The 26,214-nt window shown below is 57.8% G+C and carries 22 protein-coding genes; 9 read left to right on the plus strand and 13 right to left on the minus strand.

The window, feature by feature from the left end; genetic code table 11:
- Positions 1–169 precede the first annotated feature (169 nt).
- A complete protein-coding gene (locus tag ACR0M3_RS00285) occupies positions 170–2,122 on the plus strand; it encodes a 4Fe-4S binding protein (RefSeq protein ID WP_480772597.1) in 1,953 nt (650 codons plus the stop codon).
- On the opposite strand, the gene ACR0M3_RS00290 is transcribed toward ACR0M3_RS00285, so the two are convergent.
- Positions 2,116–2,844, minus strand: a complete 729-nt coding sequence (locus ACR0M3_RS00290; RefSeq protein WP_480485895.1) for a hypothetical protein — start codon at positions 2,842–2,844, stop codon at positions 2,116–2,118. The genes ACR0M3_RS00285 and ACR0M3_RS00290 overlap by 7 nt on opposite strands.
- A 132-nt stretch (positions 2,845–2,976) precedes the next feature.
- On the opposite strand from ACR0M3_RS00290, the gene ACR0M3_RS00295 reads away from it, so the two are divergent.
- From ACR0M3_RS00295 to ACR0M3_RS00305, 3 genes are read left to right on the plus strand one after another with little or no spacing between them, the layout of a single operon-like run.
- The gene (locus ACR0M3_RS00295) at positions 2,977–4,038 is read left to right on the plus strand and encodes an Mrp/NBP35 family ATP-binding protein (protein WP_480909152.1); all 1,062 of its coding nucleotides are present in this window, start codon (positions 2,977–2,979) and stop codon (positions 4,036–4,038) included.
- Positions 4,035–4,733 (plus strand): biotin/lipoate--protein ligase family protein, encoded by a 699-nt coding sequence (locus tag ACR0M3_RS00300; RefSeq protein WP_480909154.1) that lies wholly within the window; start codon positions 4,035–4,037, stop codon positions 4,731–4,733. The genes ACR0M3_RS00295 and ACR0M3_RS00300 overlap by 4 nt, the downstream gene beginning before the upstream one ends.
- Positions 4,730–5,209, plus strand: a complete 480-nt coding sequence (locus ACR0M3_RS00305) for a DUF6505 family protein (RefSeq protein WP_480909156.1) — start codon at positions 4,730–4,732, stop codon at positions 5,207–5,209. Before ACR0M3_RS00300 ends, ACR0M3_RS00305 begins: the two co-directional genes overlap by 4 nt.
- On the opposite strand, the gene ACR0M3_RS00310 is transcribed toward ACR0M3_RS00305, so the two are convergent.
- The 8 genes from ACR0M3_RS00310 to acs form a co-directional block, all read right to left on the minus strand.
- On the minus strand, positions 5,206–5,706 hold the full coding sequence (locus ACR0M3_RS00310) for a flavin reductase family protein (RefSeq protein ID WP_480485887.1): 501 nt from the start codon (positions 5,704–5,706) through the stop codon (positions 5,206–5,208). The two genes, ACR0M3_RS00305 and ACR0M3_RS00310, sit on opposite strands and share 4 nt — an antisense overlap.
- 90 nt (positions 5,707–5,796) lie before the next feature.
- Entirely contained in the window at positions 5,797–7,209 is a 1,413-nt protein-coding gene (locus ACR0M3_RS00315; protein WP_480772598.1) for a 3'-5' exonuclease, read from the minus strand.
- A 2-nt stretch (positions 7,210–7,211) separates the two neighbouring features.
- A complete protein-coding gene (locus ACR0M3_RS00320; protein ID WP_267364034.1) occupies positions 7,212–7,730 on the minus strand; it encodes a hypothetical protein in 519 nt (172 codons plus the stop codon).
- Positions 7,731–7,757: 27 nt separating this feature from the next.
- Positions 7,758–9,581, minus strand: coding sequence for a DUF294 nucleotidyltransferase-like domain-containing protein (locus tag ACR0M3_RS00325; protein WP_480909158.1), 1,824 nt, complete (start codon positions 9,579–9,581; stop codon positions 7,758–7,760).
- 108 nt (positions 9,582–9,689) lie between these two features.
- Positions 9,690–11,474 (minus strand): sodium:solute symporter family protein, encoded by a 1,785-nt coding sequence (locus ACR0M3_RS00330; protein ID WP_480481301.1) that lies wholly within the window; start codon positions 11,472–11,474, stop codon positions 9,690–9,692.
- A 15-nt stretch (positions 11,475–11,489) separates the two neighbouring features.
- A complete protein-coding gene (locus ACR0M3_RS00335; RefSeq protein WP_209504901.1) occupies positions 11,490–11,774 on the minus strand; it encodes a DUF4212 domain-containing protein in 285 nt (94 codons plus the stop codon).
- Positions 11,775–11,954: 180 nt separating this feature from the next.
- Entirely contained in the window at positions 11,955–12,638 is a 684-nt protein-coding gene (locus ACR0M3_RS00340; protein ID WP_267364040.1) for an adenylate kinase, read from the minus strand.
- Between the two features lie 7 nt (positions 12,639–12,645).
- Positions 12,646–14,610 (minus strand): acetate--CoA ligase, encoded by a 1,965-nt coding sequence (gene acs, locus ACR0M3_RS00345; protein WP_480481299.1) that lies wholly within the window; start codon positions 14,608–14,610, stop codon positions 12,646–12,648.
- 430 nt (positions 14,611–15,040) lie between these two features.
- Here acs and ACR0M3_RS00350 point away from each other — a divergent pair, with 430 nt between their 5' ends.
- From ACR0M3_RS00350 to ACR0M3_RS00360, 3 genes are read left to right on the plus strand one after another with little or no spacing between them, the layout of a single operon-like run.
- Complete coding sequence (locus ACR0M3_RS00350; RefSeq protein ID WP_267364050.1) at positions 15,041–16,057, plus strand: C4-dicarboxylate TRAP transporter substrate-binding protein; 1,017 nt, start codon at positions 15,041–15,043, stop codon at positions 16,055–16,057.
- A gap of 56 nt (positions 16,058–16,113) precedes the next feature.
- Positions 16,114–16,743 carry a TRAP transporter small permease gene (locus ACR0M3_RS00355; RefSeq protein ID WP_480909160.1) on the plus strand — a complete coding sequence of 210 codons (630 nt, stop codon included), beginning with the start codon at positions 16,114–16,116 and terminating at the stop codon, positions 16,741–16,743.
- 3 nt (positions 16,744–16,746) lie between these two features.
- Positions 16,747–18,150 (plus strand): TRAP transporter large permease, encoded by a 1,404-nt coding sequence (locus ACR0M3_RS00360; RefSeq protein ID WP_267364043.1) that lies wholly within the window; start codon positions 16,747–16,749, stop codon positions 18,148–18,150.
- Between the two features lie 139 nt (positions 18,151–18,289).
- Here the strand turns inward: ACR0M3_RS00360 and ACR0M3_RS00365 are convergent, their stop codons facing one another.
- Entirely contained in the window at positions 18,290–19,333 is a 1,044-nt protein-coding gene (locus ACR0M3_RS00365; protein WP_480481295.1) for an ornithine cyclodeaminase, read from the minus strand.
- Positions 19,333–20,253: an arginase gene (rocF, locus tag ACR0M3_RS00370; protein ID WP_480909163.1), complete on the minus strand. Its 921-nt coding sequence runs from the start codon at positions 20,251–20,253 to the stop codon at positions 19,333–19,335. Before rocF ends, ACR0M3_RS00365 begins: the two co-directional genes overlap by 1 nt.
- An 87-nt stretch (positions 20,254–20,340) precedes the next feature.
- Here rocF and ACR0M3_RS00375 point away from each other — a divergent pair, with 87 nt between their 5' ends.
- Both ACR0M3_RS00375 and mprF read left to right on the plus strand, forming a co-directional pair.
- Entirely contained in the window at positions 20,341–20,769 is a 429-nt protein-coding gene (locus tag ACR0M3_RS00375) for an Lrp/AsnC family transcriptional regulator (RefSeq protein ID WP_267364047.1), read from the plus strand.
- A gap of 113 nt (positions 20,770–20,882) precedes the next feature.
- Positions 20,883–23,492 (plus strand): bifunctional lysylphosphatidylglycerol flippase/synthetase MprF, encoded by a 2,610-nt coding sequence (gene mprF, locus ACR0M3_RS00380; protein ID WP_480909166.1) that lies wholly within the window; start codon positions 20,883–20,885, stop codon positions 23,490–23,492.
- A gap of 3 nt (positions 23,493–23,495) precedes the next feature.
- On the opposite strand, the gene ACR0M3_RS00385 is transcribed toward mprF, so the two are convergent.
- Positions 23,496–25,046: an efflux transporter outer membrane subunit gene (locus ACR0M3_RS00385; RefSeq protein ID WP_480505474.1), complete on the minus strand. Its 1,551-nt coding sequence runs from the start codon at positions 25,044–25,046 to the stop codon at positions 23,496–23,498.
- A gap of 11 nt (positions 25,047–25,057) precedes the next feature.
- Positions 25,058–26,203: an HlyD family secretion protein gene (locus ACR0M3_RS00390; RefSeq protein ID WP_209595992.1), complete on the minus strand. Its 1,146-nt coding sequence runs from the start codon at positions 26,201–26,203 to the stop codon at positions 25,058–25,060.
- Positions 26,204–26,214 lie beyond the last annotated feature (11 nt).

Consider the following 26,214-nt stretch of genomic DNA (forward strand, 5'->3'; position numbering starts at 1 on the left):
GTAATCCCGGTAGCGTCTTCGTGATCAAAGCCTGAGAAGGCTTTTGTTTTATGGGATTTTGCCGCGAAACTCTGCCGGGCGCGCTGTGCACTTCGCAGGGTTGAAGTTGCCTCATCGGGAATGCAGCCTAAAGTGCAAAGGATCGGGACTGCTTCCCGAGGGAGGGGACATGGGCACGAAACTTTTGCTCTGCGATTGCGCGGGAACTCAGGCGCTGGATCCGGACAGGATCGAAAGCGCCTGCGGGATTACCTGTTCAAAGGTGCATACCGCGCTTTGCACAAAAGAACTGCAATCTGCTGCATCCTTGATGCAAGAGGGCGATACCGTCATCGCCTGTCTGCAGGAACAAGAGGTGTTCCGGTCGCTTGCCGAAGATATGAATGTCGAAATTCCCGGCTTTGTCGACCTGCGGGATCGCGCCGGTTGGTCCGATCAGGGCGCGGATGCGACGGCCAAAATGGCTGCCTTAGCTGCCGAAGCGTTCCTGCCGCAACCGGTGACGCCCAGCGTTGATGTTATCAGCGAAGGCACGTGTTTTATCATTGGTCCTGGTACCGTTGCCTTTGGACTGGCGGAAAGGTTGGCCCGAACACTGGCGGTAACCGTTCTGGTCACGGATCAGGCTGAGCCAGACTCTCGGGCCTTCGATGTCATTCGGGGACAATTGCGGTCTGTTTCGGGTGCTCTGGGTGGGTTTTCCTTGCGTCTGGACAATGTGCAGCAAGTGGTTCCCGCAGGCAGAGGTGCTTTCAATTGGACGGAACCAAGAGATGGGGCGCAATCGGCCTGCGATATCATTGTTGACCTGACGGGGGGCACGCCCTTTGTGCAGGCTCCGGCCAAGCGCGAAGGGTATTTGCGGGCTGATCCCAAGGATGCGGTTTCTGTAGAACGTCTGGCTTTTGACGCCGCCCAACTGGTCGGAACATTCGAAAAACCTCTGTACGTGCGACTGGAGGAAACACTTTGCGCCCATTCGCGGGCGGAACAGGTCGGATGCTCAAACTGTCTGGATATCTGCCCAACCGGTGCAATCACACCCTCGGGCGAGCATGTGGCGATTGATCCGATGGTCTGCGCCGGGTGTGGCGAATGCGCGGCGGTCTGCCCGTCATCGGCGATAACCTATGAAGATCCACCTGTTTCGGCCTTGCTGTCACGGATGCATATTCTGGCACGCACGTACCGAAGGGCAGGCGGTATCGCACCCCGGTTGCTTGTGCACGACGCCTACGGGGCCGAAATGATAAGGCTTACAGCAAGGTTCGGCCGGGGATTGCCTGCGGATGTTATCCCGCTGGAATTGAAAGTGATATCCGGGTTCGGCCATTCGGAAATGCTGGCCGCGCTGGCACATGGATTTGCGCGTGTGGATGTGTTGCTGGCCCCGAAGACCGAACGGGATGCGCTGGATCGCGAAATTGAACTGGCACGTGCCATAACCAGTTCGGATGCGATCGGGCTGATCGAGGAGGTGGACCCTGATGCGATGGCAGACTTGCTGTATGCGCAAAATGTCCCCGAACCGTTGGCAAATCCGGTCTTGCCACTTGGCAACCGCCGACAAATCGCGCGGCTGGCAGCACAGGCCCTGAACCCGCAGGCCAAAGCCCCGCTGCCATTGCCTGAAGGTGCGCCTTACGGTGCCGTTGCTGTGAATACAGACAGTTGCACGCTCTGTCTTAGTTGCGTGTCGCTGTGCCCGTCCGGAGCTTTGATGGATAACCCTGACAAGCCCCAGTTGAACTTTCAGCAGGATGCGTGCCTGCAATGCGGAATGTGCAAGACGATCTGCCCCGAAGACGCGATCACCTTGGTGCCGCAACTGGATCTGAGCGACGCTGCCCTGTCTCAGCAGGTCCTGAACGAGGAGGAACCGTTTGCCTGCATCGAATGCGGGGCTCTGTTCGGGGTGAAATCAACCGTTGAACGGATCATGGAAAAGCTTTCGGGCACGCACCCGATGTTTGCCACATCGGATCAGGCACGGATGATCCAGATGTGCGACAATTGCCGGGTGAATGCTCATTTCCAGCAGCAGGACAATCCGTTCCAGTCAAAACCCAAGCCTCGGGTCGTTACCACCGAGGATTACTATTCGGATAGAAAGGATCACTGAAGCTTTAGCGGCGCGCCCAGATCAGCGGCGTCTATGCGCGAAACAAACGCCAGGATGGCTTCAAGATCGTCCAACGTCATCTTGACCGGGTGAATTGGGGATGGGCGCTCGGGATCAAAGGGCGGTGTCAACCCGTCGATCTGCGTGAATGCGGGGTGGGGATTGAGGGCAAAGAACGCTTCGAACCGTTCCGACCAATCCGGCATCGCGCGCAGGACGGCGAAAGAGGGGGTCGAGCCAAGCCCGTTCATCCGATTGCGGGGGCCAATCACATGACATCGACCACAATGGGTCATCGACAGTTCTTCGCCCAACACGGTGTTGCCGTCCAAGGTATCGTCCGACTGGGTGACCTTGGGATCAAAGCTGGCGCTGAACGGTTCACCAACCACAGGAGGAAAGCTTTCGACAGTGCGCTTGCCGATCTCTGATTGCAGCCAGTCGCGAAACCGGATTTGACGATCATCGCCTTCGATCCGCAGGTGATAAACCACGCCACCACGGGCAAAGACAGGATCGCCGGGTGGTTCGGTTACCAGCACCATGGCACCGGCATCATCTGCGACAACGCGTATCCCGGTCTTGAGAGAGAAGCGAGGAAGGATATGTTGCAACAGACCGGAGTCGTTAACCTCTGCCGGAGCCGCAAGGCCAATCGCCTCCTGCGACAAGGAGGGGGTGGCGGTGAGCGTCAGGCTCAGGCACAACAAGACAAGGCGCATGGTTTAGCCTAACTATGAAGGCTGTTACGCGTCAAATGAACAGAAAGAGACGGAGACACATGCAATGAGCGGCGACCAATACATGTCGACACGCACGCCCCTGTCGGCGGGGCATACCAAGGAGAGAACAGCATGAGTGTTCGTGACGCGGTTCTGGCGAACCTGAAAAAGATCACCGATCCGGTTTCAGGTCAGGACATTGTCAGTGCGGGCATCGTGCGTGCGCTGAATGTCGAGGGCGATACGGTTCGCTTTGTCCTTGAGATCGACCCGAAGCATGCCGAAAAGATGGAACCTGTGCGCGCAACAGCTGAAAAGGCCGCACAGATGGTTGAGGGCGTCGTAAATGTATCGGCCCTGATGACTGCTCATTCCGACAAGGCGCCGCCGGATCTGAAGCCGAAACCCAAGCCCTCGCAAACTGGACCGCAGGCCGTTCCCGGTGTCTACCGGATCATCGCGGTTGCGTCTGGCAAAGGGGGTGTGGGCAAATCCACCGTGTCGGCCAATCTGGCCTGTGCGCTGGCCGCAGAAGGGCGGCGCGTGGGATTGCTGGACGCGGATGTTTATGGGCCGTCGCAGCCTCGGATGTTGGGTGTCTCGGGCCGTCCGGCCAGCCCCGATGGCAAGACTATCCTGCCGCTGCGCAACCACGGCGTCACCATGATGTCGATGGGGTTGATGACCAATGAAGGGCAGGCCGTTGTCTGGCGCGGGCCGATGCTGATGGGGGCGCTGCAACAGATGATGAGCCAGGTGCAATGGGGTGCCCTGGACGTGCTGATCGTCGACCTGCCGCCCGGTACCGGCGACGTGCAACTGACGCTGAGCCAGAAATTCAAGGTGGACGGCGCTATTGTCGTCTCGACGCCGCAGGACGTGGCGCTGATTGATGCCCGCAAGGGAATCGATATGTTCAATCAGCTCAAGACGCCTATCGTTGGGATGATCGAAAACATGTCCACGCATATCTGTTCGAACTGTGGGCATGAAGAACACGTCTTTGGTCATGGTGGTGTCAAGTCCGAGGCCGAGGCGATGGGCGTGCCGCTGCTGGGTGAAATCCCGTTGCATCTGGACATTCGTATCGCCGCAGACGGGGGTGCGCCTATTGTGGTCAGCAAACCAGACAGCCCTCAGGCTGAGGCTTTCCGCAAGATCGCCCGCGACATGATCGCCAAAGGCACCGCATGAGCCAACCGGTCTTTCCCCCTTTGTTGACGGGTCACCCGGTTCAGGGTGGGGAAGACCCGTTTGAACGCGCCCAGGCTATGGCGGCTTTGGGCTGCGATGCGGGGGCGGTTGTTTATAACATTCAGGCCGATTACCTGCGTGTCGCGATCGTTTTCGCGCCCGAGGTGCCGCTTCGGGACGCGATGGCGATGCTGCCGCTTTGTGCCGTTGGGTTTCAGAATGCGCTGGGCGCTCTGGCCCCACCCGAAGTGGCGGTGCATCTGGGGTGGGACGGTCTGATTTGCGTGAATGGTGCGAAATGCGGTGTGTTCCGCGTTTCGGCCTCCGGGGGAAACGCGGAAGAAGAACCGGATTGGCTGATTGTCGGCTGGGAGCTCGCATTGATGCAAACCAGCAGCGCGCCCGGCGAAACGCCGGATGTCACAGCCCTTTACGATGAAGGTTGTGCCGAGGTTTCGGCCACGCAACTGGTCGAAAGCTGGTCACGCCATATGCTGACCTGGCTCAACCGCTGGCAGGAGGATGGCAACGCGCCCCTGCATGCCGAATGGATGGGCCTGCTGCGTGGCGTAGGTGAGCCACTGGTTGATGGCGGTGTATTTCTTGGCACGGATGAGCGGTTTGGAATGCTGATCCGCGACGGGGTCAACACCCGTCTTCGCCCGCTGACGGAACTATTGGAGAACGGACGATGAAACTGGCCCGCGCGATCCATTTCGATGAAAGCGACATGAACGTGTTCCATTCTCCGGCACGTACCGGCGAATGGTGTGTTTCGGGCGGGTTTGAGTTTTCGAACTGGAGCGGCGCGGATCTGGAAGGTAAGGCGCGTCAGGCTTTTGCGAATGGCTGGCTGGGGCTGGAAACCTTTGGCCGGGTGACATTTGTGGCGGTAACTCAGATCGAAGCGGCTGAAAGGGATCAGATCACCCGCAATCTGGCAGAGCATTTCGTGCAGTATTACGGAGCGCCCTCGGTCGAAGCGGCGTTGAGCGTGGCACAGAGCGAAATCGATCACATGTCAGAGCTGTGTGAAGACCATGCCACCAACACGCTGCTGACCGTCGCCAGAGAATTGTCTGAGACAGGAGTGCACGAAGCCTTTCGTGTGATCACTCCGCAAGACGCACAGCTAGAGGTTCTGGCGGTGCATGGGTCGCTGGACGACTAGAAAGGGTCGACAAACCCGCCGAACTGACCGCGCTTGAAGATCAGACCCTTGCCGGTGCGGTACATGACCTGATCCACATGACCCACAATGATGAGATGATCTCCGGCCTCGTGCCGGGCATGCAACCGGCAGTCAAACCGTGCCAGACAATTGGCCAGCTGCGGGCGATCAGCCTCGTCCGTCGTCCACTCGGCATGGGTGAAATCCACACCGTCGCGGGCAAATCTTAGCGCCTGATCCTGTTGATCCTGAGCCATGACGTGGATCGAGTAATGGGTGCAGGTGCTGAAAGTGTCGAAGCGGTTTGACTCTCTGGCCAGGCACCACAACACCAGCGGCGGATTCAGGGACACTGACGCGAACGAGTTTACGGTGATTGCACGTGGGCCGTCTTCGGTTTGCGCAGTGATCACGGTGACGCCTGTTCCGAAACATCCCAGCGCCTCACGAAAGGCGTGGCTTTGATCCGGGGTCGGTGTGAAAATCTTTTCCGTCATATCGCGCGCGTGTTCCTTGGCCGCGCATCAGGTGCCATGCGTGGCCCGGATTGTCCACGAAAAGCTGAACGGCGTTTGCAAATTTCGGTGTTAATTCAGGTCTTCCAGAAGACGTCCGTGTTTGCGGGTCTGGACGATAACTTCGCCAAAGGTGTTCAGCCCGCGCGCCTGCAGAATGGGCAGCATCTTGACCAGCGCCTCGGCCGTTGCCACCGCGTCGCCCAATGCCGTATGGCGCAGCGCCTCGGGGATAGTGATGTCCAGCCGTTCGCACACTGCATCCAGTGTATGTGTATCGCTTGCGCCGAACAAAACAGCCGACAGCAGCACAGTGTCGAGTATCGGATGATCCCATTCGACTTCCATACGCTTGGCATGGCGGCGCAGGAACGCCATGTCGAACGGGGCGTTATGGGCTACGATCACCGCATCGCGTGAGAATTGGTGAAACACACGCCCGGCTTTGACGATATCCGGCGCGCCCTGAACCATGCGATCACTGATCTTGTGCACGCGGGTCGAGGCAGCAGGGATCGGAATGCCCGGATCAACAAGCATGTCCAGATGCTCGCCCGCAACGATCTTGCCTTTCACAACGCGGACCGCGCCGATTTGAACGATCTCATCCTTGTGCGGCAGCAAACCGGTTGTTTCCGTGTCAAAGACCACAAAACACAAATCCACCAAAGAGCGGTTTTCGAACGCACCGTCACCCGGCGTGTCCAGCAACTCGAAATCATAGACCAGTGGGCGTGCCTCATCTGGCGACATACGGGCAACGCTGTCTTCGAACACCAGCATGTAACCGGGTGCGTCCCCCAGTGGCTTCATTCGGGCCGAATAGGTTTGTCGGCCGTCCACGCTGGTCAGGGTGCAGAAAACATCCTTACCTGATTTGCACAACTTTCCATACGCGTCCGTCAGCCCCGTCGATTCGATGTATTCGAAGAGCGAGGCGTTCAGGCGGGGATGCGCGATCTGGGCCAGCACCTCGGCTGCCTGACCATCATACAAAACGATCTGGTGTTTCGGACTGGCCAGCAACATGGCGACCGGGATTTCGGTCAGAAGGGCAGTAAGGCGCTGTTTTTCCGCCGCCAGATGAGCGGTTTCGGCGGCCACCGCCTCGGCTGTGTGCATGGCATTTGCGGCAAGTTGCTCGGCCAGGCCAGCCGCTGCTGGGGCCAGATCGCCCAGGTATCGCGCGGCTTGCATGTCCAGATCGGTGCTGACACCGGCATGAGCGCGGGCCCGCAGTTGTGCTGAAAGCCGTTCGATCGGTTTGGCGACATTGTCGTCAAACAACAGCCAGATACCGGCGATCAAAGCCAGTAATCCAAACCCGATCAGAACCTCGGCAAAGATGAAGTCATCAAACAGGTCAGGTTGCGCTGCCCGGGCATAGGTGATCCACAGGGCGGCGGAACTGATTGATATCCCGCCGAGCGCGAGCAGACAGAAAAACAGAAATATCCTGAACCTCAGGCTTAACCCTGTGAGCATGGTCAAACCCCGCAGGTGGCGTCGATGATGGGGTCGGCAGGCCCGGCAGATATCCAGTCTGCATTCAGCAGACGTCCGTCATCGGAAAACTCAGCACCGTCCGCAAGATTGGCGCGACGATTCTCGGCACAGTTTACGGCTACGGGCAGTTTTGAAACCGGGGCCCAGCGGCCGAAGAAGTAAAGATCGACAAGCCGCTGGTCGGGCACGTTTTCGTTTGTGCGCACCGACACGGTGTCGATGGCGGCAAAGCGGTCGACGAAGGGCATGGCGTAGGTCCACGGGCGGTAGAGGGCGCGGCTTTCAACCTCTTGTACGATTGCCATTTCCTCGGGAAGCTGTTCGCGCGTGCGGTCATACCAGGAATACTCGCTGGAAATTGTCACAGCGATCATCCCCAAACCCGCCGCGACCGGAGTAACCCATTTGGGCAACCGCCCTCCGGTCAGCTTGTTCAGCACAAGTACGATGCCCGCAAACGCGAAGCCCGCAAAAACAGTGCCGATCAATTCCAGAAACATCGTGTCACTCCGTTCTTCAGATACGTGTCAGCCCAGCATTCCCTTGCCGTGGCCGACCGCCGATTGCATCGTTTTTACCACAACGAAGGCGTCACGAAGATGACTTCGCTCAAAGTCCGAAAGATCGGAAGGTGGCAGATAATTGTCTGGTTTCTTGCCTGATTTGACCAGTTGGACCTGATGTTCCAGCCGGGTTTCGGCGATCAGATCATAGGCGTCCAGTAAATCGCGTGCACCCGACGCGCTGAGAACGCTATTGGCCTCAGCCGCTTTAAGGCGGGCGCGGGTATTGGCCTCGGGCAGTTCGCCTTGCAAGGCGTAGATCCGCGCCAGATCCACGACCGGAACAACACCATTGTGTTTCAGATCCAGCGTATTGCGGTGTTCGCCCGACCGGATGGTTGCAAACCCACGCAGCAACCCCAGCGGCGGGGTGTGTTTCAACGAGTTCGAGATCATATGTGCGACGAAGATCGAATTGGACCTGGCCGCCGCCAATGTGTCGGCCTGCAGGTCGGCGAACAGGTCGAACGCGCCGCCAATCGGACGCAAGTCAAACATGACCGAGGCCAGCATCTGCGCTTCGGGGTTCGGTTTGGCGATCCATCCCTTGAAATAGTCGCGCCAGACACGCACCGGCTGACACCAGCGCGGATTGGTCGCCATCATGTCGCCGGGGCAATAGAAATAGCCACAGGTATCCAGCCCATCCGACACAAACTTGGCCAGCTTTGCAAAGTACTCCATATCCGCATCGGTCACGCCGTCATCCAACATCAGGCAGTTGTCCTGATCCGACACGCCTGTCTGCTCCTGCCGCCCTTGCGAGCCGCAGGCCAGCCACAGATACGGCACAGGGGGCGGGCCCAGTTTCTGTTCGGCAAGGGCCAGAAGGCGCCGGGTAACCGTGTCAGCAATATCGGTGATTAGGCGCGTGACGATTTCGTGCCGGTTCCCGCCTGCAACCAGTTGCACCAGCAGCTGTGGGATTTCCGCCGTTACCCGCGCCATATCTTCGGCGGTATTTGCCTGCGCGATGCGTCGCACCAGTTCGGCCGAGTTCACAGCCTGGTAATGTGTCAGGTCGGTTTGTGTGACAATACCGACCAGCCGACCGCCCTCGGAAATCGGGACGTGGCCGATGCCGCGTTCCATCATGATGTGCAACACGTCTGAACCAATGTCGCCGGGTGACAGGGTGACGGGGTTTGCGGTCATGATTTCGGAAACCGGCGTGGACGGAGGCAGGCCGTCCGCAACGTACTTGCCCGAGATGTCCCGCAGCGTCGCGATGCCCTGCAACGTGTCGCCGTCCGTGATGCACAGCGACGAGATGTGTTTATCGCGCATGATCTGCGCCGCTTTCTGAACTGGCGTATCCGCGGGGCAGGTGGCCGGGTTATGTGCCATCAGAATATCAATGGAACTGGTCGCAAGGCTTTGCGGGCCACTTCTGTCGCCGCGTGTCCGGTCGAAGAACTTGGCGACCACATCGTGACCGTCGATCAACTCGCGCACCAGATCCGGTGGCAAAACAATCAGGACCGACGGAGTGTGCGCACGCGCCTTGGTGGCTGCCTTACCGTCTTTCAGCAGTCCGCGCTCTCCAAAAGAATTGCGCAAACCCAGTTGAGAGACAACGGCACCATTCTCATCGGTGATTTCAACCTGTCCTTCATAGATCACGAACACACCGGGAAGCGCATGACCCAGTTCATAGACCGAGGTGTCTTCCTCGACTTCCCAGACCTCGATCTGTTTTACGATCTGATCCAGTGCATCAGCCGGTAACGCGTCATAGGGATGAACGGATTTCAGAAACCGGGCGATTTCATCGTGGGACAGGGGCATCTGATGTCTCCGATGTTCTGGTGAAAAAATCCCGCCCAGTGGTATGCCGGGCGGGAGTAGTGGATCGAAAGACGCGGTCGAAGGCAAGTGCCAACGACCGCATCATGCTCACTTGTTCTGAGCTGCACCCGCACCACGGGGAATGCGAACGCTTTCGACCAGTTCCTTGATCTCCTGCGGAGTTTCCTTGGTCATGCCAGCCACAACATAGGCGACAGCGAAGTTGACCATGGCACCGACAGCGCCGAACGAGGTCGACTGGATCGGACCCAGCAACGGATCAGCATCGGTGAACGAGTTGGTGTCCGGAATGAACAGCCATCCCTTGTGCAGGAAGATGTAGACCAGTGTAACGACCAGACCTGCCAGCATACCGGCAACAGCACCGGTGTTGTTGATGCGGGTCGAGAAGATCCCCATCATCAGTGCCGGGAAGATCGAGGCTGCCGCCAGACCAAAGGCCAGAGCAACAGTCTGTGCTGCAAAGCCCGGAGGATTCAGACCCAGCCAGGTCGCTACAGCAATCGCCACAGCCATCGCAATCCGTGCCGACAGAAGCTCGCCTTTTTCCGAGATCTGCGGGTTGATTGCGCCCTTGATCAGGTCGTGAGACACGGCCGACGAAATCGCCAGCAGCAGGCCCGCAGCAGTCGACAGAGCAGCCGCAAGACCACCGGCAGCGACCAGACCAATCACCCAACCGGGCAGGTTGGCAATCTCGGGGTTGGCCAGGACCAGGATGTCGCGGTTGAACTTGGTCAGTTCGTTACCGACCCAGCCTTTTTGTTCCGCAATCGCCTGCATCGATTCAGACTTGTCATTGTAGTACTGAATCTTGCCGTCGCCGTTCTTGTCTTCCCAATCCAGCAGACCGGTTTTCTGCCATGTGGCCATCCAGTCGTACCGAGCATCATTGTCGATCTGTTCGACTGTAACGGCACCACCTTCGATGCCACCATTGGGCCACATCATGTCGGTGATATTCAGGCGGGCCATTGCGCCAACAGCCGGAGCGGTCAGATACAGCAGCGCGATGAAAACCAACGCCCAGCCAGCCGACCAGCGTGCATCAGCAACTTTGGGAACGGTGAAGAAGCGCATGATAACGTGCGGCAGACCGGCGGTACCGATCATCAGCGACAGGGTGAACAGCACCATGTTCAGCGTGTTCGAGTGATGGGCCGTGTATTCGTTGAAGCCCAGCTCTGTCACGATGCCGTCCAGCTTGGTCAGCAGCGGTACACCGCTTGCAGTGTCGCCAAACAGACCCAGTGCCGGAATCGGAGTGCCGGTCAGCTGTAGCGAGATAAAGATGGCAGGGATGGTGTAGGCGGTGATCAGCACGCAGTACTGAGCGACCTGTGTATAGGTCACGCCCTTCATCCCTCCGAACACCGCGTAGGCAAACACAACGCCTGCACCGATCAACAGCCCGGTGGTGTTCGACACTTCCAAGAAGCGGCCAAAGGCAACCCCAACACCGGTCATCTGACCGATAACGTAGGTCACCGATGCAACAATCAGACAGATCACCGCAACGATGCGTGCTGTCTGGCTGTAGAAGCGGTCGCCGATGAACTCCGATACGGTGAACTTGCCGAACTTCCGCAGGTAAGGCGCAAGCAGCAGGGCCAACAGCACGTAGCCACCCGTCCATCCCATCAGGAAGGTCGAGTTGTCATAGCCGGTAAAGGCAATCAGGCCCGCCATCGAGATGAACGAGGCCGCAGACATCCAGTCTGCCGCTGTCGCCATACCGTTGGTGACCGGGTGTACGCCGCGACCGGCGGCGTAGAACTCTGATGTGGAACCCGCGCGGGCCCAGATCGCGATGCCGATGTACAGCGCAAAGGATGCGCCGACAAACAGCAGGTTGATGGTAAACTGATCCATTATCCCCGCTCTCCCTTACTCTTCATCCACGCCGTGTTCGGCGTCCAGCTTGTTCATGCGCCAGGCGTAGTTGAAGATCAGCACCAGAAAGACCAGGATCGATCCTTGCTGAGCGAACCAAAAGCCCAGATCAGTACCACCGACGGCGATGCCCGACAGCAGCGGACGCAGCAGGATGCCGAATCCAAATGACACCAGCGCCCAGATCACGAGGCTGATGTAGATGAGGCGCAGGTTGGCCTGCCAATAGCCCTTATCGGCTTCGGCTGCCTGCGCGGAGTTTGTAGATTGATCCGCCATTGCGGGTTCCTCCTTCGCTTCCTCGTTTGGCGGCCCGGTGCCCAACTCCTCCAGTGCGTCGGTCCGCTTCTCGACAATGCCCAACACCGTGTGGTGTCAGGCAAAACTCCACCAGTCCGCCAAAGCGGTCTTTTGAAGTATTCTTTTTAGGATCAAAGCCTTGCGGCTTATCTCCTCCCCTTAACTCATCACGTCGCTGACGATCCCTTCGAGATCGCCCGCGATATCCTCGATCCTGCCCATGGCATTGATGCGTTTCAGAACACCGTGACCGTCGTAATAGGTGATCAGCGGCGCGGTCTGCGCATGATAAGCTGCCAGACGCGAAGCCACGGTTTCAGCGTTGTCATCCGCGCGGCGCTTGAATTCGGTGCTGCCGCACTTGTCGCACTTACCGTCTTCGGCAGGCTTCTTAAACTGGTCGTGGTACCCTTCACCGCAGCCCGCGCAGGTGTAGCGGCCCGAGATGCGGATCACCATTTCGGCATCTTCCACTTCCAGGCTGATTGCTGCGTTGATCTTTTGGTCATTGGACGCAAGCAAACCATCAAGCGCCTCGGCCTGAACCGTTGTGCGTGGGAACCCATCCAGAATGACACCCTTGGCGCAATCTGGTTGCGCCATACGGTCGCGCAGGATCGCAATGACGATCTCGTCACTGACCAGATCACCGGCTTCCATCACGGCTTTGGCGGCTTTGCCTGCGTCGGTGCCTGCGGCAACGGCTTCGCGCAGCAGGTCACCCGTGCTGAGTTGAACAAGTCCGAATTTCTCTTCCAGCATCCGGGCCTGCGTGCCCTTCCCGGCGCCCGGAGGGCCGAGAAGGATAAGTACTGCGGGTGTGGTGATCGTAGCAGCGTCCATCACATCCTCACTTGCCCGCGCGGTTTTCGATCAGGTCTTCGACCACCGACGGGTCGGCCAGTGTCGAAGTGTCACCCAGCGAACCGAAATCGTTTTCGGCAATCTTGCGCAGGATGCGACGCATGATCTTGCCCGAGCGTGTTTTGGGCAGGCCCGGGGCCCACTGGATCACATCGGGGCTGGCGATCGGTCCGATCTCGGTCCGGACCCAGGTGCGCAACTCCTTGCGGAGCTCTTCGCTTGGTTCACGGTCATTCATCAAAGTGACATAGCAATAGATGCCTTGCCCCTTGATTTCATGAGGATATCCGACAACAGCGGCTTCTGCGACGGCGGCGTGTGCTACCAGTGCGCTTTCCACCTCGGCCGTTCCCATGCGGTGGCCGGACACGTTGATCACATCGTCCACGCGCCCGGTAATCCAGTAGTCGCCATCCTCATCGCGACGGCAACCATCACCAGTGAAGTAGTAGCCTTTGTAATCCGAGAAATAGGTCTTTTCGAACCGCTCATGATCGCCCCAGACGGTGCGCATCTGGCCGGGCCAGCTGTCTTTGATGCAGAGCACACCCTCGACACCATTGCCTTCGATCTCGACGCCGGACTGCGGATCCAACACCACTGGTTCGATGCCAAAGAACGGCTTCATTGCCGATCCGGGCTTCATTGCATGGGCGCCGGGCAGGGGGGTCATCAGGTGACCGCCGGTTTCCGTCTGCCACCATGTATCCACGATGGGACATTTGCCCTTGCCGACCACTTCGTTGTACCAGTTCCAGGCTTCGGGGTTGATCGGTTCACCCACGGTTCCCAGAGTGCGCAGATCGCTGAGGTCGCATTTCTCGACAAACTCTTTGCCCTGACCCATCAGGGCGCGGATCGCTGTGGGCGCGGTGTAGAACTGGTTCACCTTGTGTTTTTCGCAAACCTGCCAGAAGCGCGACGCGTCGGGGAAAGTTGGAACGCCTTCAAACATCAGCGTGGTCGCACCATTGGCCAGGGGGCCATAGACGATATAGCTGTGGCCGGTCACCCAGCCCACATCCGCAGTACACCAATACACGTCGCCTTCGTGATAATCGAAGGTGATCTCGTGCGTCATTGCGGCGTAAACCAGATAACCGCCGGTTGTGTGAACAACGCCTTTTGGCTGACCTGTCGAGCCGGAGGTGTATAGGATGAACAACGGATCTTCGGCGCTCATTTCGGCAGGCGCGCAGTAGTCGTCCGCCTCAAGGGCCATTTCGTTGTAGTCAAAGTCACGACCGTCGATCCAGGTGGTCTGGCCACCGGTCCGTTTGACGACAAGGCACTTGACCGTATCCTTGCAGTGCAGCAGCGCCGCGTCGGCATTGGATTTCAGCGGCGTTTTCCGACCACCGCGCGGAGCCTCGTCCGCTGTGATCACAACCTTGGCGTCACAGCCATTGATCCGGGCAGCCAGTGCGTCCGGCGAGAAGCCCGCAAAAACAATAGAGTGAATTGCGCCGATCCGCGCACAGGCCAGCATGGCATAAGCGGCCTCGGGGATCATAGGCAGATAAATGACGACGCGATCGCCTTTGCGCACACCCATAGATTCAAGGATGTTGGCCATGCGGCAGGTGCGGCGGTGCAGTTCTGCGTAAGAGATATGCTGAGCCGGGTCATTTGGATCGTCCGGTTCCCAGATGATTGCCGTTTGATCACCGCGGGTTTTCAGGTGGCGATCCAGACAGTTGGCCGAGACATTCAAGGTGCCATCAGCATACCAGTTTATTTTAACCGAACCGAAATCGTAGTTAACGTCTTTGACCTGGGCGAAGGGTTTGATCCAGTCAACGCGCTTGCCTTGCTCGCCCCAGAATGCGTCGGGGTCACTGATCGAAGCGGCGTACATGTCGGCATATTTTTCGGCATCAACATGCGCACGGGCGACGGTTTCTGCGGATGGCGGATAGGTCTTGGCATCTGCCTGGGCAGCGGTGGTCATTTTTGAGGCTCCTCCCTCTGGACTGGATTGCGTTGGGACATTTTTTGCCACTTGGTCCGGCAATGTCGATCCCGTTCCTCCCCAAGGTCGAATATTACCGAGTTCTGAAAATAAATAAATAAATTGCCGGAATCCCTGAATTTATTTGTAAAAAAATTTCTAACTGCGGCCACATCTAGTAAAGAAAAAGCGCAAATTTCGTAAAAATCTTTTTAAAATAAATGGATAGGTGTAACACATGCCCTGTTTGCAGTACTTGACACATGCGGGGGTCAGTTCACGAACACCTGGTTTTCCTGCATGCGCAATCCAATCGGGAACTTCTTCTGATACCAGCGGAAAACCAAGGCAGGGTTGGCACAGTAGAATGTTGGCGCTAGCTTGATCCTCAAGCGCCTCGGGAGGAGGCGCATCAATGGGAGATCAAATGATGAAAAAGATGTTGAGCGGCGCCGCTGTCGCCGCCCTGAGCTTTGCGTTTGTCGGTGAAGCTTTTGCTACTGAGTGGAACGCATCGGTCTGGGGCAAGCGTCGAGCCTTCACCGAACATGTTGAAAAACTGGCCGAACTTGTTAGCGAAAAAACCGGTGGTGAATTCACCATCAATGTCAGCTATGGCGGGTTGTCCAAGCCGCGCGAAAATCTGGACGGCATTGAAATCGGCGCCTTCGAGATGGCTCAGTTCTGTGCAGGTTACCACCGCGACAAAAACCGCGCGATTACCGTTCTGGAGCTGCCTTTTCTCGGCGTGAACAACCTGCAGGAGGAGGTGGCGGTCAGTCATGCGGTTTATGACCACCCCGCAGTCAAGGATGAGATGGCGCAATGGAACGCCCGCATCATCATGACCTCACCGATGCCGCAGTATAATCTGGTCGGCACTGGCGAGCCGCGCGATGAACTGGCTGATTTTGACGGAATGCGGGTCCGTGCAACTGGCGGTTTGGGGCAAGCCTTCGAGGCGGTCGGAGGTGTTCCGACATCAGTTCCCGCAACCGAGGCGTTCAATGCCATGGAATCCGGTGTCGTCGACACCGTGGCCTTTGCCCAGCACGCACACCTGTCTTTCGGAACAATCAACGAAGCCGACTGGTGGACGGCAAACCTGAACCCGGGAACGGTAAACTGCCCGGTCGTGGTCAACATTGACGCCTATGAGGCCCTGCCAGCCGCGCATCGCGAGGCGCTGGATAGCTCGATTGATGAGGCGATTGACCACTACCTGACAAATTACGACGGATTGCTCGAGCAATGGGACAGCGTTCTGCAAGAAAAGGGTGTCCAGAAAGTCATGATTGATGATGCCGTGATTGCAGAATTCCGCACCAAAGCAGCCGACCCGATCCGTGAAAAGTGGATCGCGGAAATGACGGAACAGGGGCTGCCAGCGCAGGATCTTTATGATCTCGTGCAGATGACGCTGACGCAACAGCGCGGCGGCAACTGATCCTGAGCCCGGGTGCCTGCCAGGCACCCGGTACACGAATATTGGGGAACACTGGAATGGCAGGACAGGCCACAGTGCTGGTGGACGAAAGCCGTCTGAGCCAGCTGGATCAGCAGTTGTTGAAACTGGAGCGTTTTCTGGCGCTCATCAGCGGTTTGGCAGTATTTGGCTTGATGGTCCTGGCCGTTATCTCGGTCAGTGGGCGCAATGCTCTGAATGCCCCATTGCCGGGATATGTTGACTGGATCGAACAGGCGATGCCACTGATCGCATTTCTGGGCATTTCTTATGTTCAGCGCGATGGCGGCCACATCCGCATGGACATCGTTCTGTCGCGCCTTCACGGCAGAGGGTTGTGGCTGTTCGAACTTGTCTCGGTGGTTTTGATCCTGCTTCTGATGCTTGCACTGGTTTGGGGCAGTTGGTCTCACTTCGACCGCTCCTTTGACTTGGGCGCACCATTGTGGAGCCGCGACAGTTCCATTGATATCGGAATTCCATTGTGGCCGGCGAAACTACTGGCCCCCATCGCGTTTTCCGTACTGTGCCTGCGGCTTGCTTTGCAGGCTTGGGGCTATGGCCGCGCATTATGGCTGGGACTGGAAGCTCCGGTGGCCGTTCCGTTGATACAGGACGCGGCAGCACAAGCAGCGGCTGAGGCCGAACAGTTCGAAGGGCAGGACTGATTTATGGACACGATAGAAATTGGCCTCTGGGTCACGGGCGGGCTTCTGGTCTTTGTCGTGGTCGGCATGCGCGTGGCCTTCGCTGCGGGCTTGGCCGGGCTAATTGGACTTGTTTGGATTTTTTGGGCCAAGTTTGGGTATGATCCGGCGCGGTTCGGTAAAGCGCTGACTGTTGCGGTCAAAACCGCCGGGCAAGTGCCGCATTCCAAAGTTGCCTCTCATACTCTTAGCCTGATCCCGACCTTTATCCTGATCGGGTATCTGGCTTATTATGCAGGTCTCACGCGGGCGTTGTTTGAAGCTGCCAAACGCTGGGTCGCCTGGGTTCCCGGAGGGTTGGCGGTTTCAACCGTATTCGCCACCGCCGGTTTCGCCGCGGTTTCGGGTGCCTCGGTTGCCACCTCTGCCGTCTTCGCCCGCATCGCGATCCCGGAAATGCTGAAGGTCGGCTACAACAAACGCTTTGCTGCCGGTGTGGTGGCCGCCGGAGGAACGCTGGCCTCGTTGATCCCACCATCGGCCATTCTGGTGATCTACGCGATCATCGTCGAGCAGGATGTCGGTAAGCTGCTTTTGGCGGGGTTCATTCCGGGTGCGTTTTCCGCGATCATCTATGCCGTGCTGATTGTCGGGATCGCCGTGATTTTCAAATCCGTCGGTCCCCCGGTCACAGGCTTTACATGGAAACAGCGCTTTTCGGCCCTTCCCGGAGCCATTCCTATTGTCGCCGTCATCCTGATCATCATCTGCTTTGTCTATAACCCATTTGGTGAAAAAGCGTGGGGCACGCCGACGGAAGGCGGCGCAATCGGCGCTTTCATTGTCTTCTGCTTCGCCCTGTTTCACGGGATGCGTTGGAGCGAGTTTAAATCCGCGCTGCTGGAGACGGCCAAGCTTACCGCAATGATCTTTTCGATCATCTGGGGCGTTCTGATCTATGTGCGGTTTCTAGGGTTTGCAGATCTTCCCGGCGCCTTTTCAGACTGGATAACCAGCCTTGAAATGTCACCCATGATGATCCTGATCTGCATTCTGCTGGCTTACGCGGTGCTTGGCATGTTCATGGATGCGATAGGAATGCTTCTTTTGACCTTGCCTGTTGTTTATCCGGCGGTCATGGCGCTGAACGGTGGTGAAACGGTCAGTGCTGCAGACAGTGCGTTTGGCATGTCCGGGCCGATGTGCGCGATTTGGTTTGGAATTCTGGTCGTCAAAATGGCCGAATTCTGCCTGATCACACCGCCCATCGGACTCAACTGCTTTGTCGTCGCCGGGGTGCGACCGGATTTGAGTGTTCAGGATGTTTTCAGGGGTGTGACACCTTTTTTCGTGGCCGACGCGCTGACCATAGCAATGCTCGTGGCTTTCCCTGGTATTGTACTCTACCTGCCATCGCTTGCGGGGTAGGTAGGATGCGAGGCTCTGCCTCGCGCTCCGGGATATTTAAAGCCAGATGAAGAACGGATCCCCTGCTTCATCTGGCCAATAAATATCCCGGGGGAGGCGTCCGGCACGGGCGGCGGGGGCAGAGCCCCCTTAGGCGCGCCTAACCGGCCCGCATCAGCATTCCGAACAGGTCGCGCGGATCGTCCGGGTCGGCCAACATGTCCAGAGGCTCAAAGAACGCAGTGCCTTCGATCACCTGCTTGACATAGCGCAGGGCTGAGAAATCTTCGATCGCGAAGCCAACACTGTCGAACAGGGTGATTTGGCGGTCGTCTGTGCGCCCTTTGACAGCTCCGGTCATAACCTGCCACATCTCGGTCACGGGATGATCAGCATCCAGCGCTTGAATCTCGCCCTCGATCCGGGTTTGCTCGGGGTATTCGACAAAGATGTCCGAGCGCAGCAGGATATCCCGATGCAATTCAGTCTTGCCGGGACAATCGCCACCGATGGCGTTGATGTGGACGCCGGGGCCGACCATGTTGTCGGTGAGGATGGTGGCGTATTTCTTGTCGGCCGTGCAAGTGGTGATGATCTGAGCACCTTCAATAGCGTCTTCCGGCGTCTTGCATGGGATGACCGTCAGGCCTTTGCCTTGCAGGTTTGCGGTGCATTTCGCTGTTGCACCGGGATCGGTATCGTAAAGCCGGACAGTGTCGATCCCGCACATTGCCTTGAAAGCGAGGCATTGGAATTCGGACTGCGCCCCATTGCCGATCATGGCCATGGTCGTGGCATTCTTTGGGGCAAGATAGCGCCCGACCAGAGCGGACGTCGCCGCCGTGCGCAATGCAGTCAGCATCGTCATTTCGGTCAGCAGAGTGGGATACCCGGTGTAAACATCCGCCAGCAATCCGAATGCGGTCACAGTTTGCAGACCCTCGGAGGTGTTTTTGGGATGTCCGTTCACGTATTTGAACCCATATGCCTCCCCATCCGAGGTGGGCATCAGTTCAATCACTCCGTGGGGTGAATGCGCCGGAATGCGCGGGGTCTTGTCAAAGCTTTCCCACCGTTTGAAATCGGATTCGATCTGATCGGCGATCTGTACGATCATCTGTTCGACACCTATGTGGTGAATCAGCCGCATCATGTTGTCGACGGACACGAAAGGCACGAGCGCCTTTTCAGAAGGTTGGGTCATCAGAAACTCCGGGTGGGGCGGTCAAAGATGCGACGGCCCATAAGTGAGGCGGCCAGATCGACCATCAGTTTTGCGGTGCGGCCACGTTCATCCAGGAACGGGTTCAGTTCGACAAGATCCAGAGAACTGACCAGTCCGCTTTCATGCAGCAGTTCCATGACCAGATGAGCCTCGCGTTCGGTCGCACCGCCGGGAACAGTGGTGCCGACGGCAGGGGCAATGGCCGGATCCAGGAAATCAACATCCAACGAGACGTGGAGAAGAGCGTTTTCGGCTTTCACGCGATCCAGGAACGCCAGCAACGGCGCCTTGATCCCATGTTCGTCAATGCTGCGCATGTCGGCCAGCATGGCGCGGTCCTGTTCCAGCGCCAAACGTTCCGCCGGGTCGACAGAACGCAGGCCGATCATGCCGACCCGATCGGTTGGGACGACAGCGGGTAAGGGCGGAAGCGCCTCGAATCCCGACCTTCCTGTGAAATAGGCGACAGGTGTGCCATGCAGGTTGCCGCTGTCTGTACTGTCGGGGGTGTGAAAGTCACTATGGGCATCCAGCCACAGAACGAACAGTGGGCGGTCGACCTTAGCAGCATAGGCGGCCATCCCGGTCACGGTTCCCATGGACAATGCGTGATCGCCGCCCATGAAGATTGGAATGCCCTGTTTAGCTGCTGACAGTGCGGTCTTGCTCAGCGCTTGCGTCCATCCGACGCATTCGGGCAGCGCGAACAGGTGCGGATGCTCGGGCAGGTCCGTTTTTTCAGGTTGCACGTCGCCCCAATCGCAAACGGAGTGACCAAGATCGGCCAAGGCCTGATCCAGCCCGGCCACGCGATATGCGTCAGGACCCATTCGGCAACCCTGACGCCGTTTTCCGGCGTCCATCGGCGCGCCAACTAAAATGATGTTTTTGCGTTCCATGTGGTTCATTTAGGCCGTCACTGTGTCTTGCGTGAAGAGCACAAAATGCTCAAAATGGATCAGGAAACTCCTTAATGAGAAAGTAATATGGACGAATTGGATAGTCGTCTGCTGGGCGCATTGCAACGTGACGCGCGCGCCAGCCTGTCAGAGCTGTCGGAAACGCTTGGTGTGACCCGCACGACGGTGCGCAGCCGTTTGCAACGGCTCAAGCAATCCGGAGAGATCGTTGGTTTTACCGTGTTGACGCGTCGGGATCTGGCGCAAAGCCCGGTACGTGGGCTGATGATGCTGGAAATCGAGGGGCGCGGCACCGAGCGCGTGATGTCCCGGATCGGAGCCATGCGGCAGGTCACGGCGGTCCATTCGACCAACGGCAGTTGGGATTTGATTGCCGAAATCAGTGCGGAAACTCTGGCCGAACTGGACGAGGTTCTGTTTCATATTCGCAGGATCGACGGCGTTACACGTTCGGAAACGAACCTGCTGCTGTCAACGCGCAAGGGGCGGCTCTAGTGCTTTGAGATGAATGCGACTTGTGCCAGAGTTTGTGAGTAGACAGGGTGCGACTTACCCTTAGGTAGGCCGCTTGCTGACTAAGGGTTCAGTATTTCCGGAAGGCTTGCGGCATGACCACATCTGAAAATGGTGACGAACCTTTGGCCGGTCAGTGGGCCGAACGACTTGCTGATCTGCTGGAAAAACCCTGGCTGCGCATCGCGATACCGGTCGTTATTACCGGGATTGCCCTTTCGGTTTTGCACGATCTGTCGGCCCATGTGAAATGGTCGGATGTCCAGACCGATATTTCGGCGACATCATGGAAATTGATGTTTTTTGCGATGTGCTGGACAGCGTTCAGCTTTTTGTCGCTGTCGCTTTATGATGTGTTCGCGGTACAGAGCGTGGCAGATGGCAAGGTGCCGTTACCTGTGGCGGGGATGGCCGGAGCCAGCGGATACGCGGTGTCGAACTGCCTTGGGTTTTCCTACATCACGGGAACCGCGATCCGGTATCGGATATACGCGTCGCTTGGCTTGGACCTTGGCCGGGTGGCTGGTGTAATCGCGACCTCGTGGGTGGCGTTCTGGATGGGTCTGATCCTGATTTTGGGCTTATTGCTGACCCTGCACCCGGATGGAATATCCAAGGTGATGCCCGTCAGCGAAACGGTCGAAACCACCATAGGGTTGTGCTTGCTGGCTGCATTTGTTGCGATGTTCATTTGGCTGTCCAGCGGTGGCCGGCGGTTGGCCGTTGCAGGCGTCGGTTTCGATCTGCCCGGAGGGAAACTGGCGGGCCTGCTGACGTTGGCTGCTATTGGCGACCTGTTTGGCGCATCCATGGCGCTTTACGTACTGATGCCGGATGATCTGGGTGTCGGGTACCCGTATTTCTTCACGATCTATATCGCTGCCATTGCCGTTGGAATCCTGAGCCATGCGCCGGGTGGGATCGGCGTGTTTGAGGCGACATTGATTGCCGGTCTGGGGGCGTCAGGCCGTTCGGATGTGATTGCTGCGTTGCTGCTTTATCGGGTGGTTTACACTTTTCTGCCATTTGCAGTCGCCAGCCTTTCCATTGCCGTTGCATCTGCCTTGACCCAAAGACACATGATCGGCGGTGCCGCCATCTGGGTCTATCGCGTGATCCGTCCCATGGTTCCGATGGTCGCGGCCGGGGTTGCCGCGGTGGCCGGGGTAATCTTGCTGGTGTCGGGCGCGCTGCCAGCGGGGGCGCAAAAGCTCAGCACACTGAAAGATATGCTGCCGCTTTCGTTTGTCGAGGCTTCGCATCTTGCAGGCAGTGTCGTTGGGGTGTTGCTATTGCTGGTGTCGCGCGGGTTGTTCCGCAAGCTCTACCGGGCATGGGTCGTTGCGATGGTGTTGATGGGGGTGGGGTTCTTTGCGTCGCTTGCAAAGGGGCTCGACATCCACGAGGCGTTTTCGATGCTGGGAACGATTGGGCTGCTGGCTATGTTTCGTGGCGCGTTCTACCGGGTCAGTGGTGCGTCGATATTTCGGCTGAACATCCCATGGCTGATCAGTGTCGTGGTTCTGTTGGCGGTGATATTCTGGATCGGGCTGTTTGCATATTCGCATGTCGAATACCAAAACGATCTGTGGTGGCAGTTTGCCTGGAACGGTGACGCCTCGCGCTTTCTGCGGTCCAGCCTTGTTGTAGCCGTGATCGTGGGCATTGTTGCCGTGAACTCTCTGTTCGGGCGTGAGATTCCGACACCACAGCGGGTTGAAATCCCAGAGGTTGTCGAGCGGCTGGTGATGGAGAGTGAGGATACGGAGTCGCAAATCTCGCTCACCGGTGACAAGCAATTCCTGATCTCACCGGATGAGACCGCATTCTTAGCGTATGCAGACACGGGCAATGCGCTGATTTCAAAAGGAGAACCGGTTGGTGACGAGAGGGCCGGGCAGCAACTGATCTGGCAACTTCGGGAAATGGCGGATCGCGAAGGTAAACTCTGCGCGTTCTACAGTGTCTCGACCAAATATCTGCCGACTTTTCTGGATCTTGGACTGTCGATCCTGAAGATTGGTGAGGTTGCGCGGGTGTCATTGCACGACTTCTCACTGGACGGAAAGTCGCGCAAGCGGTTCCGGCAGGCCAAGAACCGTGCTCAACGCGAAGGATATGTGTTCGAGATCATTCCGAAGGAAGAACTGGCGCCTCTGTTGTCAGATTTGCGTGGGATTTCAGACCGCTGGCTTGCGCAAAAGGCCGGTGCAGAAAAGGGCTTTGCGCTGGGTGGATTTGATGATCAATACCTGTCCTATTTCGATCATGCGATCCTGCGTGATGGCAACACCGGCAAGATCATGGCCTTTGCCAACCTGTTCCAAGGGGGAAATAAATCCGAGTTATCACTGGACCTTATGCGCTATGAACCCGATAGCCCAAGTTTCGTCATGGACGCTCTTTTCGCCGACATGATGGATTGGGGTGCGCAGCAGGGTTTTCACTGGTTTTCACTGGGTGCCGCACCGTTCTCAGGGATTGAGAACCGTCAGCTTGCCTCGCTTTGGAACCGGATTGGAGGGTTCGTTTACGAACATGGCGAACAGTTCTACCATTTTGAGGGTCTTCGTGCGTTCAAGCAGAAGTTCGATCCGGAATGGAGCCCGAATTATCTGGCCAGCCCCGGCGGGCTGGCCGCGCCCCGCATCCTTTATGAGGTCAATATCCTGATCTCGGGCGGGTTGCGCGGGTTAACCAAGTAGCACCTAATTCAGGCTCGCGCGGGTTGGGGTTTTCTGCAGCAGATCGCCCCAATCCGTGCGATAGGCCATCTCGGCCAGAACGGTTTCAGGCAGGAATTCCTGATTTTGACGGATTTGCCATCCGCCGCCCAGGCCCTTGTAAACCGCCACCAGATTGCTGGATACCTGCTGCCGCGCCTCGATCAGGTTGGCCTGTGATCGCAATAGCGCGGTCTGGGTGTTCAGAACACGCGAATAATCGGCAATGCCGTCTGTATACTGGTTGACGGCGATTTCGGCAGCTTTGCGTGAGGCGTCGACGCTTTGCTGATAGAACCCGACCTGCTTACGTGCCTGCGCATAAGCGACCATGGCACTTTCAACTTCGGAATAAGCGGTCAGCACAGTGTTCTGATAGTTCGCAATCAGCGCCTGGTAAGCGGCGTCTTGCGCGCGAACATTGTTCTTGATGCGGCCATAGTTCAGCACATTCCAGACCACACCAGCACTGGCCAGTCCCGTTGTGCTGCCACCGCTGAACAGATCGCGCCCGCCGGATGCCTGCAGACCGATCGCGCCCGACAGGATAAATTGGGGATACAGGTCCGCCATCGCGATGCCCACCTGTGCTGATTGCGTGGCTGCCGCCAGTTCAGCCGCGCGCACATCCGGGCGGCGGCGCAGCAATTCAGCGGGAACGCCCACAGCCACATTTGCTCGGGCCGATGGAATGCGTCCGGTATTGCCCAACAGACCGGTCATGCGTGAAGGTGTTGTGCCCAACAACACCGCAAGCGCGTTCTTGGTCTGTTGCAGGTCGCTTTCCAGTTCCGGTACCAGCGCCTTAGTGTTGTTCAGTAGGGCGGTGGATTCTTGCACGTCCAGTTCCGTGGTGACGCCATTGTTGAACCGCAGCTGAGTCAGGTCTGCCGAGTCCTGCTGCAATTTGATGTTCTCGCGCGCAATTGCCAGCGTCTCCTGCAACGCCCGGATATTGACGTAAAGCGCGGCGACGTCCCCGGTCAGCGTAACCAACGCGTCGTCGTAATTCGCCACTTGCAGGGCCAGGTTGGATCGCGCCGCCTGAACACCGCGCCGCTGGGCACCCCAGACGTCCAGCTCCCACTGGGCATCGAAGCCGACTTGCGAGGTCGAGAATTCGGTATCCAGCGGGATGACGCGATTAACATCCGAAATCGGCCCCAGATTGTCACTGATCTGGCGCCGATCAAGCGATCCGCCTATGGCCTGCGACTGTGGATAAAGCTCGCCAAAGGCGATACCCAGTTGTGCGCGAGCCTGCAAAACCCGCGCGCCAGCGACCTGAAGTGTCAGGTTCTGGGCGTAGGCCTCGGCAATCAGTTTGTTGAGGGTCGGATCATTGAATGTCTGCCACCATTTCACGACAGGCGCACTGCGCGACGTCAGCCCGCTTTGACCAGTGCTGGGGTTGTTGACCTCGATCCACTGTTTCACGACCGGTGAGTTGGGGCGCACGAAATCCGGCCCAACGGGTGTGCAGGCCGCAAGAGTGGCGGCACAAATGGCGGTTCCCAGCAACCTGCGGAGTGTCATGGCGCGCATCCTCAGATATCCAGAGGTCGGATGAAGTTGGCGAAAGAATAGAGGCGGATGTTGATACGCCTCAGAAACTCAAAACTTTTGCCTTGGCCTGTATAGATCGCCACTGCGGCATGGCCGCCCGCTGGGAAAATGTGGTCTTCCGGAACATCGACGGTGATCTGAACAGCAATCCGACCGGGCAGTTTGGGCAGCTCGAAACCGGGCAGGCGGCCCGACGGGATGAGTTGCCCTTGCCGGGTCGCCCACCAGATCGCTTCGACCTTGCCTGTCAGGATTTCACCGGGATAAAGATCAAGTGCGACTTCGACCTCTTGCCCCGGCTCGACAAATTTCAGGTTCTGCTGGCGGAATGTGGCAAGGATATAAGGGCTTTCATCAGTCACAAAGCTGGCAATCGCACCCAACCGGACGTCACCGACTACCAATCCGGGGCGCGCCTGCTGCGAGACGATCATGCCATTTTCAGGCGCATAGATTGTTGTGTTTTCCAGAAAATACTCGGCTTCGGCCAATTGCGCCTGCGCCTGAAGGATGCCGGTGTTCACGCCGTCAATCTGCGATTCCAGCGCCAGCTGAGCCTTGGCCAGGTTCGCCTCGGCCTGTTTGACGGCGGCCTGATCTTCCGTCACCTGTTCGTTCCAACGGTCGAGGTCGTCCTGACGGGCGCCTCCGGCGGGAACAAGGTTTTCATACCTTGCCTGTTGAGTTTGCGCATAAGCCAGTTGTGCATTGGCCCGTTCGACAGCTTCGGTCGAGGCAATGACATCCTGTTCAAGGATCTTGGCGTTCTGCTGTGCCGCCACCAACTGGGCCTGCGCATTATCGACCGCCAGAGAAAACACCGTATCGTCGAACCGATAAAGCGGATCGCCCTTTGTGACCGGTGTGTTCGGTTCAACAAGAACCTCGGAGAGGATCGTCGGCTGTGTCAGCTTGGGGATGATCTGTATGGTCGAACGTACCACGTGGCTGTCTGCGGAAAACGGCTGAAAGAAACGCAGCGCCACAAGGAAGATCAGCAGCAGGTGTGCACCCACCCAGAACGAAACAATGCCCCAGGCTATGTTGAACTTCAGCCATTCCAGCTTGAAGAAAATGAGCCAGACGAAAATGATGTAGAACAGCGTGATGCCGAGGGCGACGAACATAGGTATTAGGG

The organism is Ruegeria sp. O5, from assembly GCF_056535105.1.

Coding starts and splice junctions, on each gene's coding strand:
- ACR0M3_RS00285 (WP_480772597.1), top strand. CDS start 170: ATGGGCACGAAACTTTTGCTCTGCGATTGCGCGGGAACTCAGGCGCTG.
- ACR0M3_RS00290 (WP_480485895.1), bottom strand. CDS start 2,844: ATGCGCCTTGTCTTGTTGTGCCTGAGCCTGACGCTCACCGCCACCCCC.
- ACR0M3_RS00295 (WP_480909152.1), top strand. CDS start 2,977: ATGAGTGTTCGTGACGCGGTTCTGGCGAACCTGAAAAAGATCACCGAT.
- ACR0M3_RS00300 (WP_480909154.1), top strand. CDS start 4,035: ATGAGCCAACCGGTCTTTCCCCCTTTGTTGACGGGTCACCCGGTTCAG.
- ACR0M3_RS00305 (WP_480909156.1), top strand. CDS start 4,730: ATGAAACTGGCCCGCGCGATCCATTTCGATGAAAGCGACATGAACGTG.
- ACR0M3_RS00310 (WP_480485887.1), bottom strand. CDS start 5,706: ATGACGGAAAAGATTTTCACACCGACCCCGGATCAAAGCCACGCCTTT.
- ACR0M3_RS00315 (WP_480772598.1), bottom strand. CDS start 7,209: ATGCTCACAGGGTTAAGCCTGAGGTTCAGGATATTTCTGTTTTTCTGT.
- ACR0M3_RS00320 (WP_267364034.1), bottom strand. CDS start 7,730: ATGTTTCTGGAATTGATCGGCACTGTTTTTGCGGGCTTCGCGTTTGCG.
- ACR0M3_RS00325 (WP_480909158.1), bottom strand. CDS start 9,581: ATGCCCCTGTCCCACGATGAAATCGCCCGGTTTCTGAAATCCGTTCAT.
- ACR0M3_RS00330 (WP_480481301.1), bottom strand. CDS start 11,474: ATGGATCAGTTTACCATCAACCTGCTGTTTGTCGGCGCATCCTTTGCG.
- ACR0M3_RS00335 (WP_209504901.1), bottom strand. CDS start 11,774: ATGGCGGATCAATCTACAAACTCCGCGCAGGCAGCCGAAGCCGATAAG.
- ACR0M3_RS00340 (WP_267364040.1), bottom strand. CDS start 12,638: ATGGACGCTGCTACGATCACCACACCCGCAGTACTTATCCTTCTCGGC.
- acs (WP_480481299.1), bottom strand. CDS start 14,610: ATGACCACCGCTGCCCAGGCAGATGCCAAGACCTATCCGCCATCCGCA.
- ACR0M3_RS00350 (WP_267364050.1), top strand. CDS start 15,041: ATGAAAAAGATGTTGAGCGGCGCCGCTGTCGCCGCCCTGAGCTTTGCG.
- ACR0M3_RS00355 (WP_480909160.1), top strand. CDS start 16,114: ATGGCAGGACAGGCCACAGTGCTGGTGGACGAAAGCCGTCTGAGCCAG.
- ACR0M3_RS00360 (WP_267364043.1), top strand. CDS start 16,747: ATGGACACGATAGAAATTGGCCTCTGGGTCACGGGCGGGCTTCTGGTC.
- ACR0M3_RS00365 (WP_480481295.1), bottom strand. CDS start 19,333: ATGACCCAACCTTCTGAAAAGGCGCTCGTGCCTTTCGTGTCCGTCGAC.
- rocF (WP_480909163.1), bottom strand. CDS start 20,253: ATGGAACGCAAAAACATCATTTTAGTTGGCGCGCCGATGGACGCCGGA.
- ACR0M3_RS00375 (WP_267364047.1), top strand. CDS start 20,341: ATGGACGAATTGGATAGTCGTCTGCTGGGCGCATTGCAACGTGACGCG.
- mprF (WP_480909166.1), top strand. CDS start 20,883: ATGACCACATCTGAAAATGGTGACGAACCTTTGGCCGGTCAGTGGGCC.
- ACR0M3_RS00385 (WP_480505474.1), bottom strand. CDS start 25,046: ATGACACTCCGCAGGTTGCTGGGAACCGCCATTTGTGCCGCCACTCTT.
- ACR0M3_RS00390 (WP_209595992.1), bottom strand. CDS start 26,203: ATGTTCGTCGCCCTCGGCATCACGCTGTTCTACATCATTTTCGTCTGG.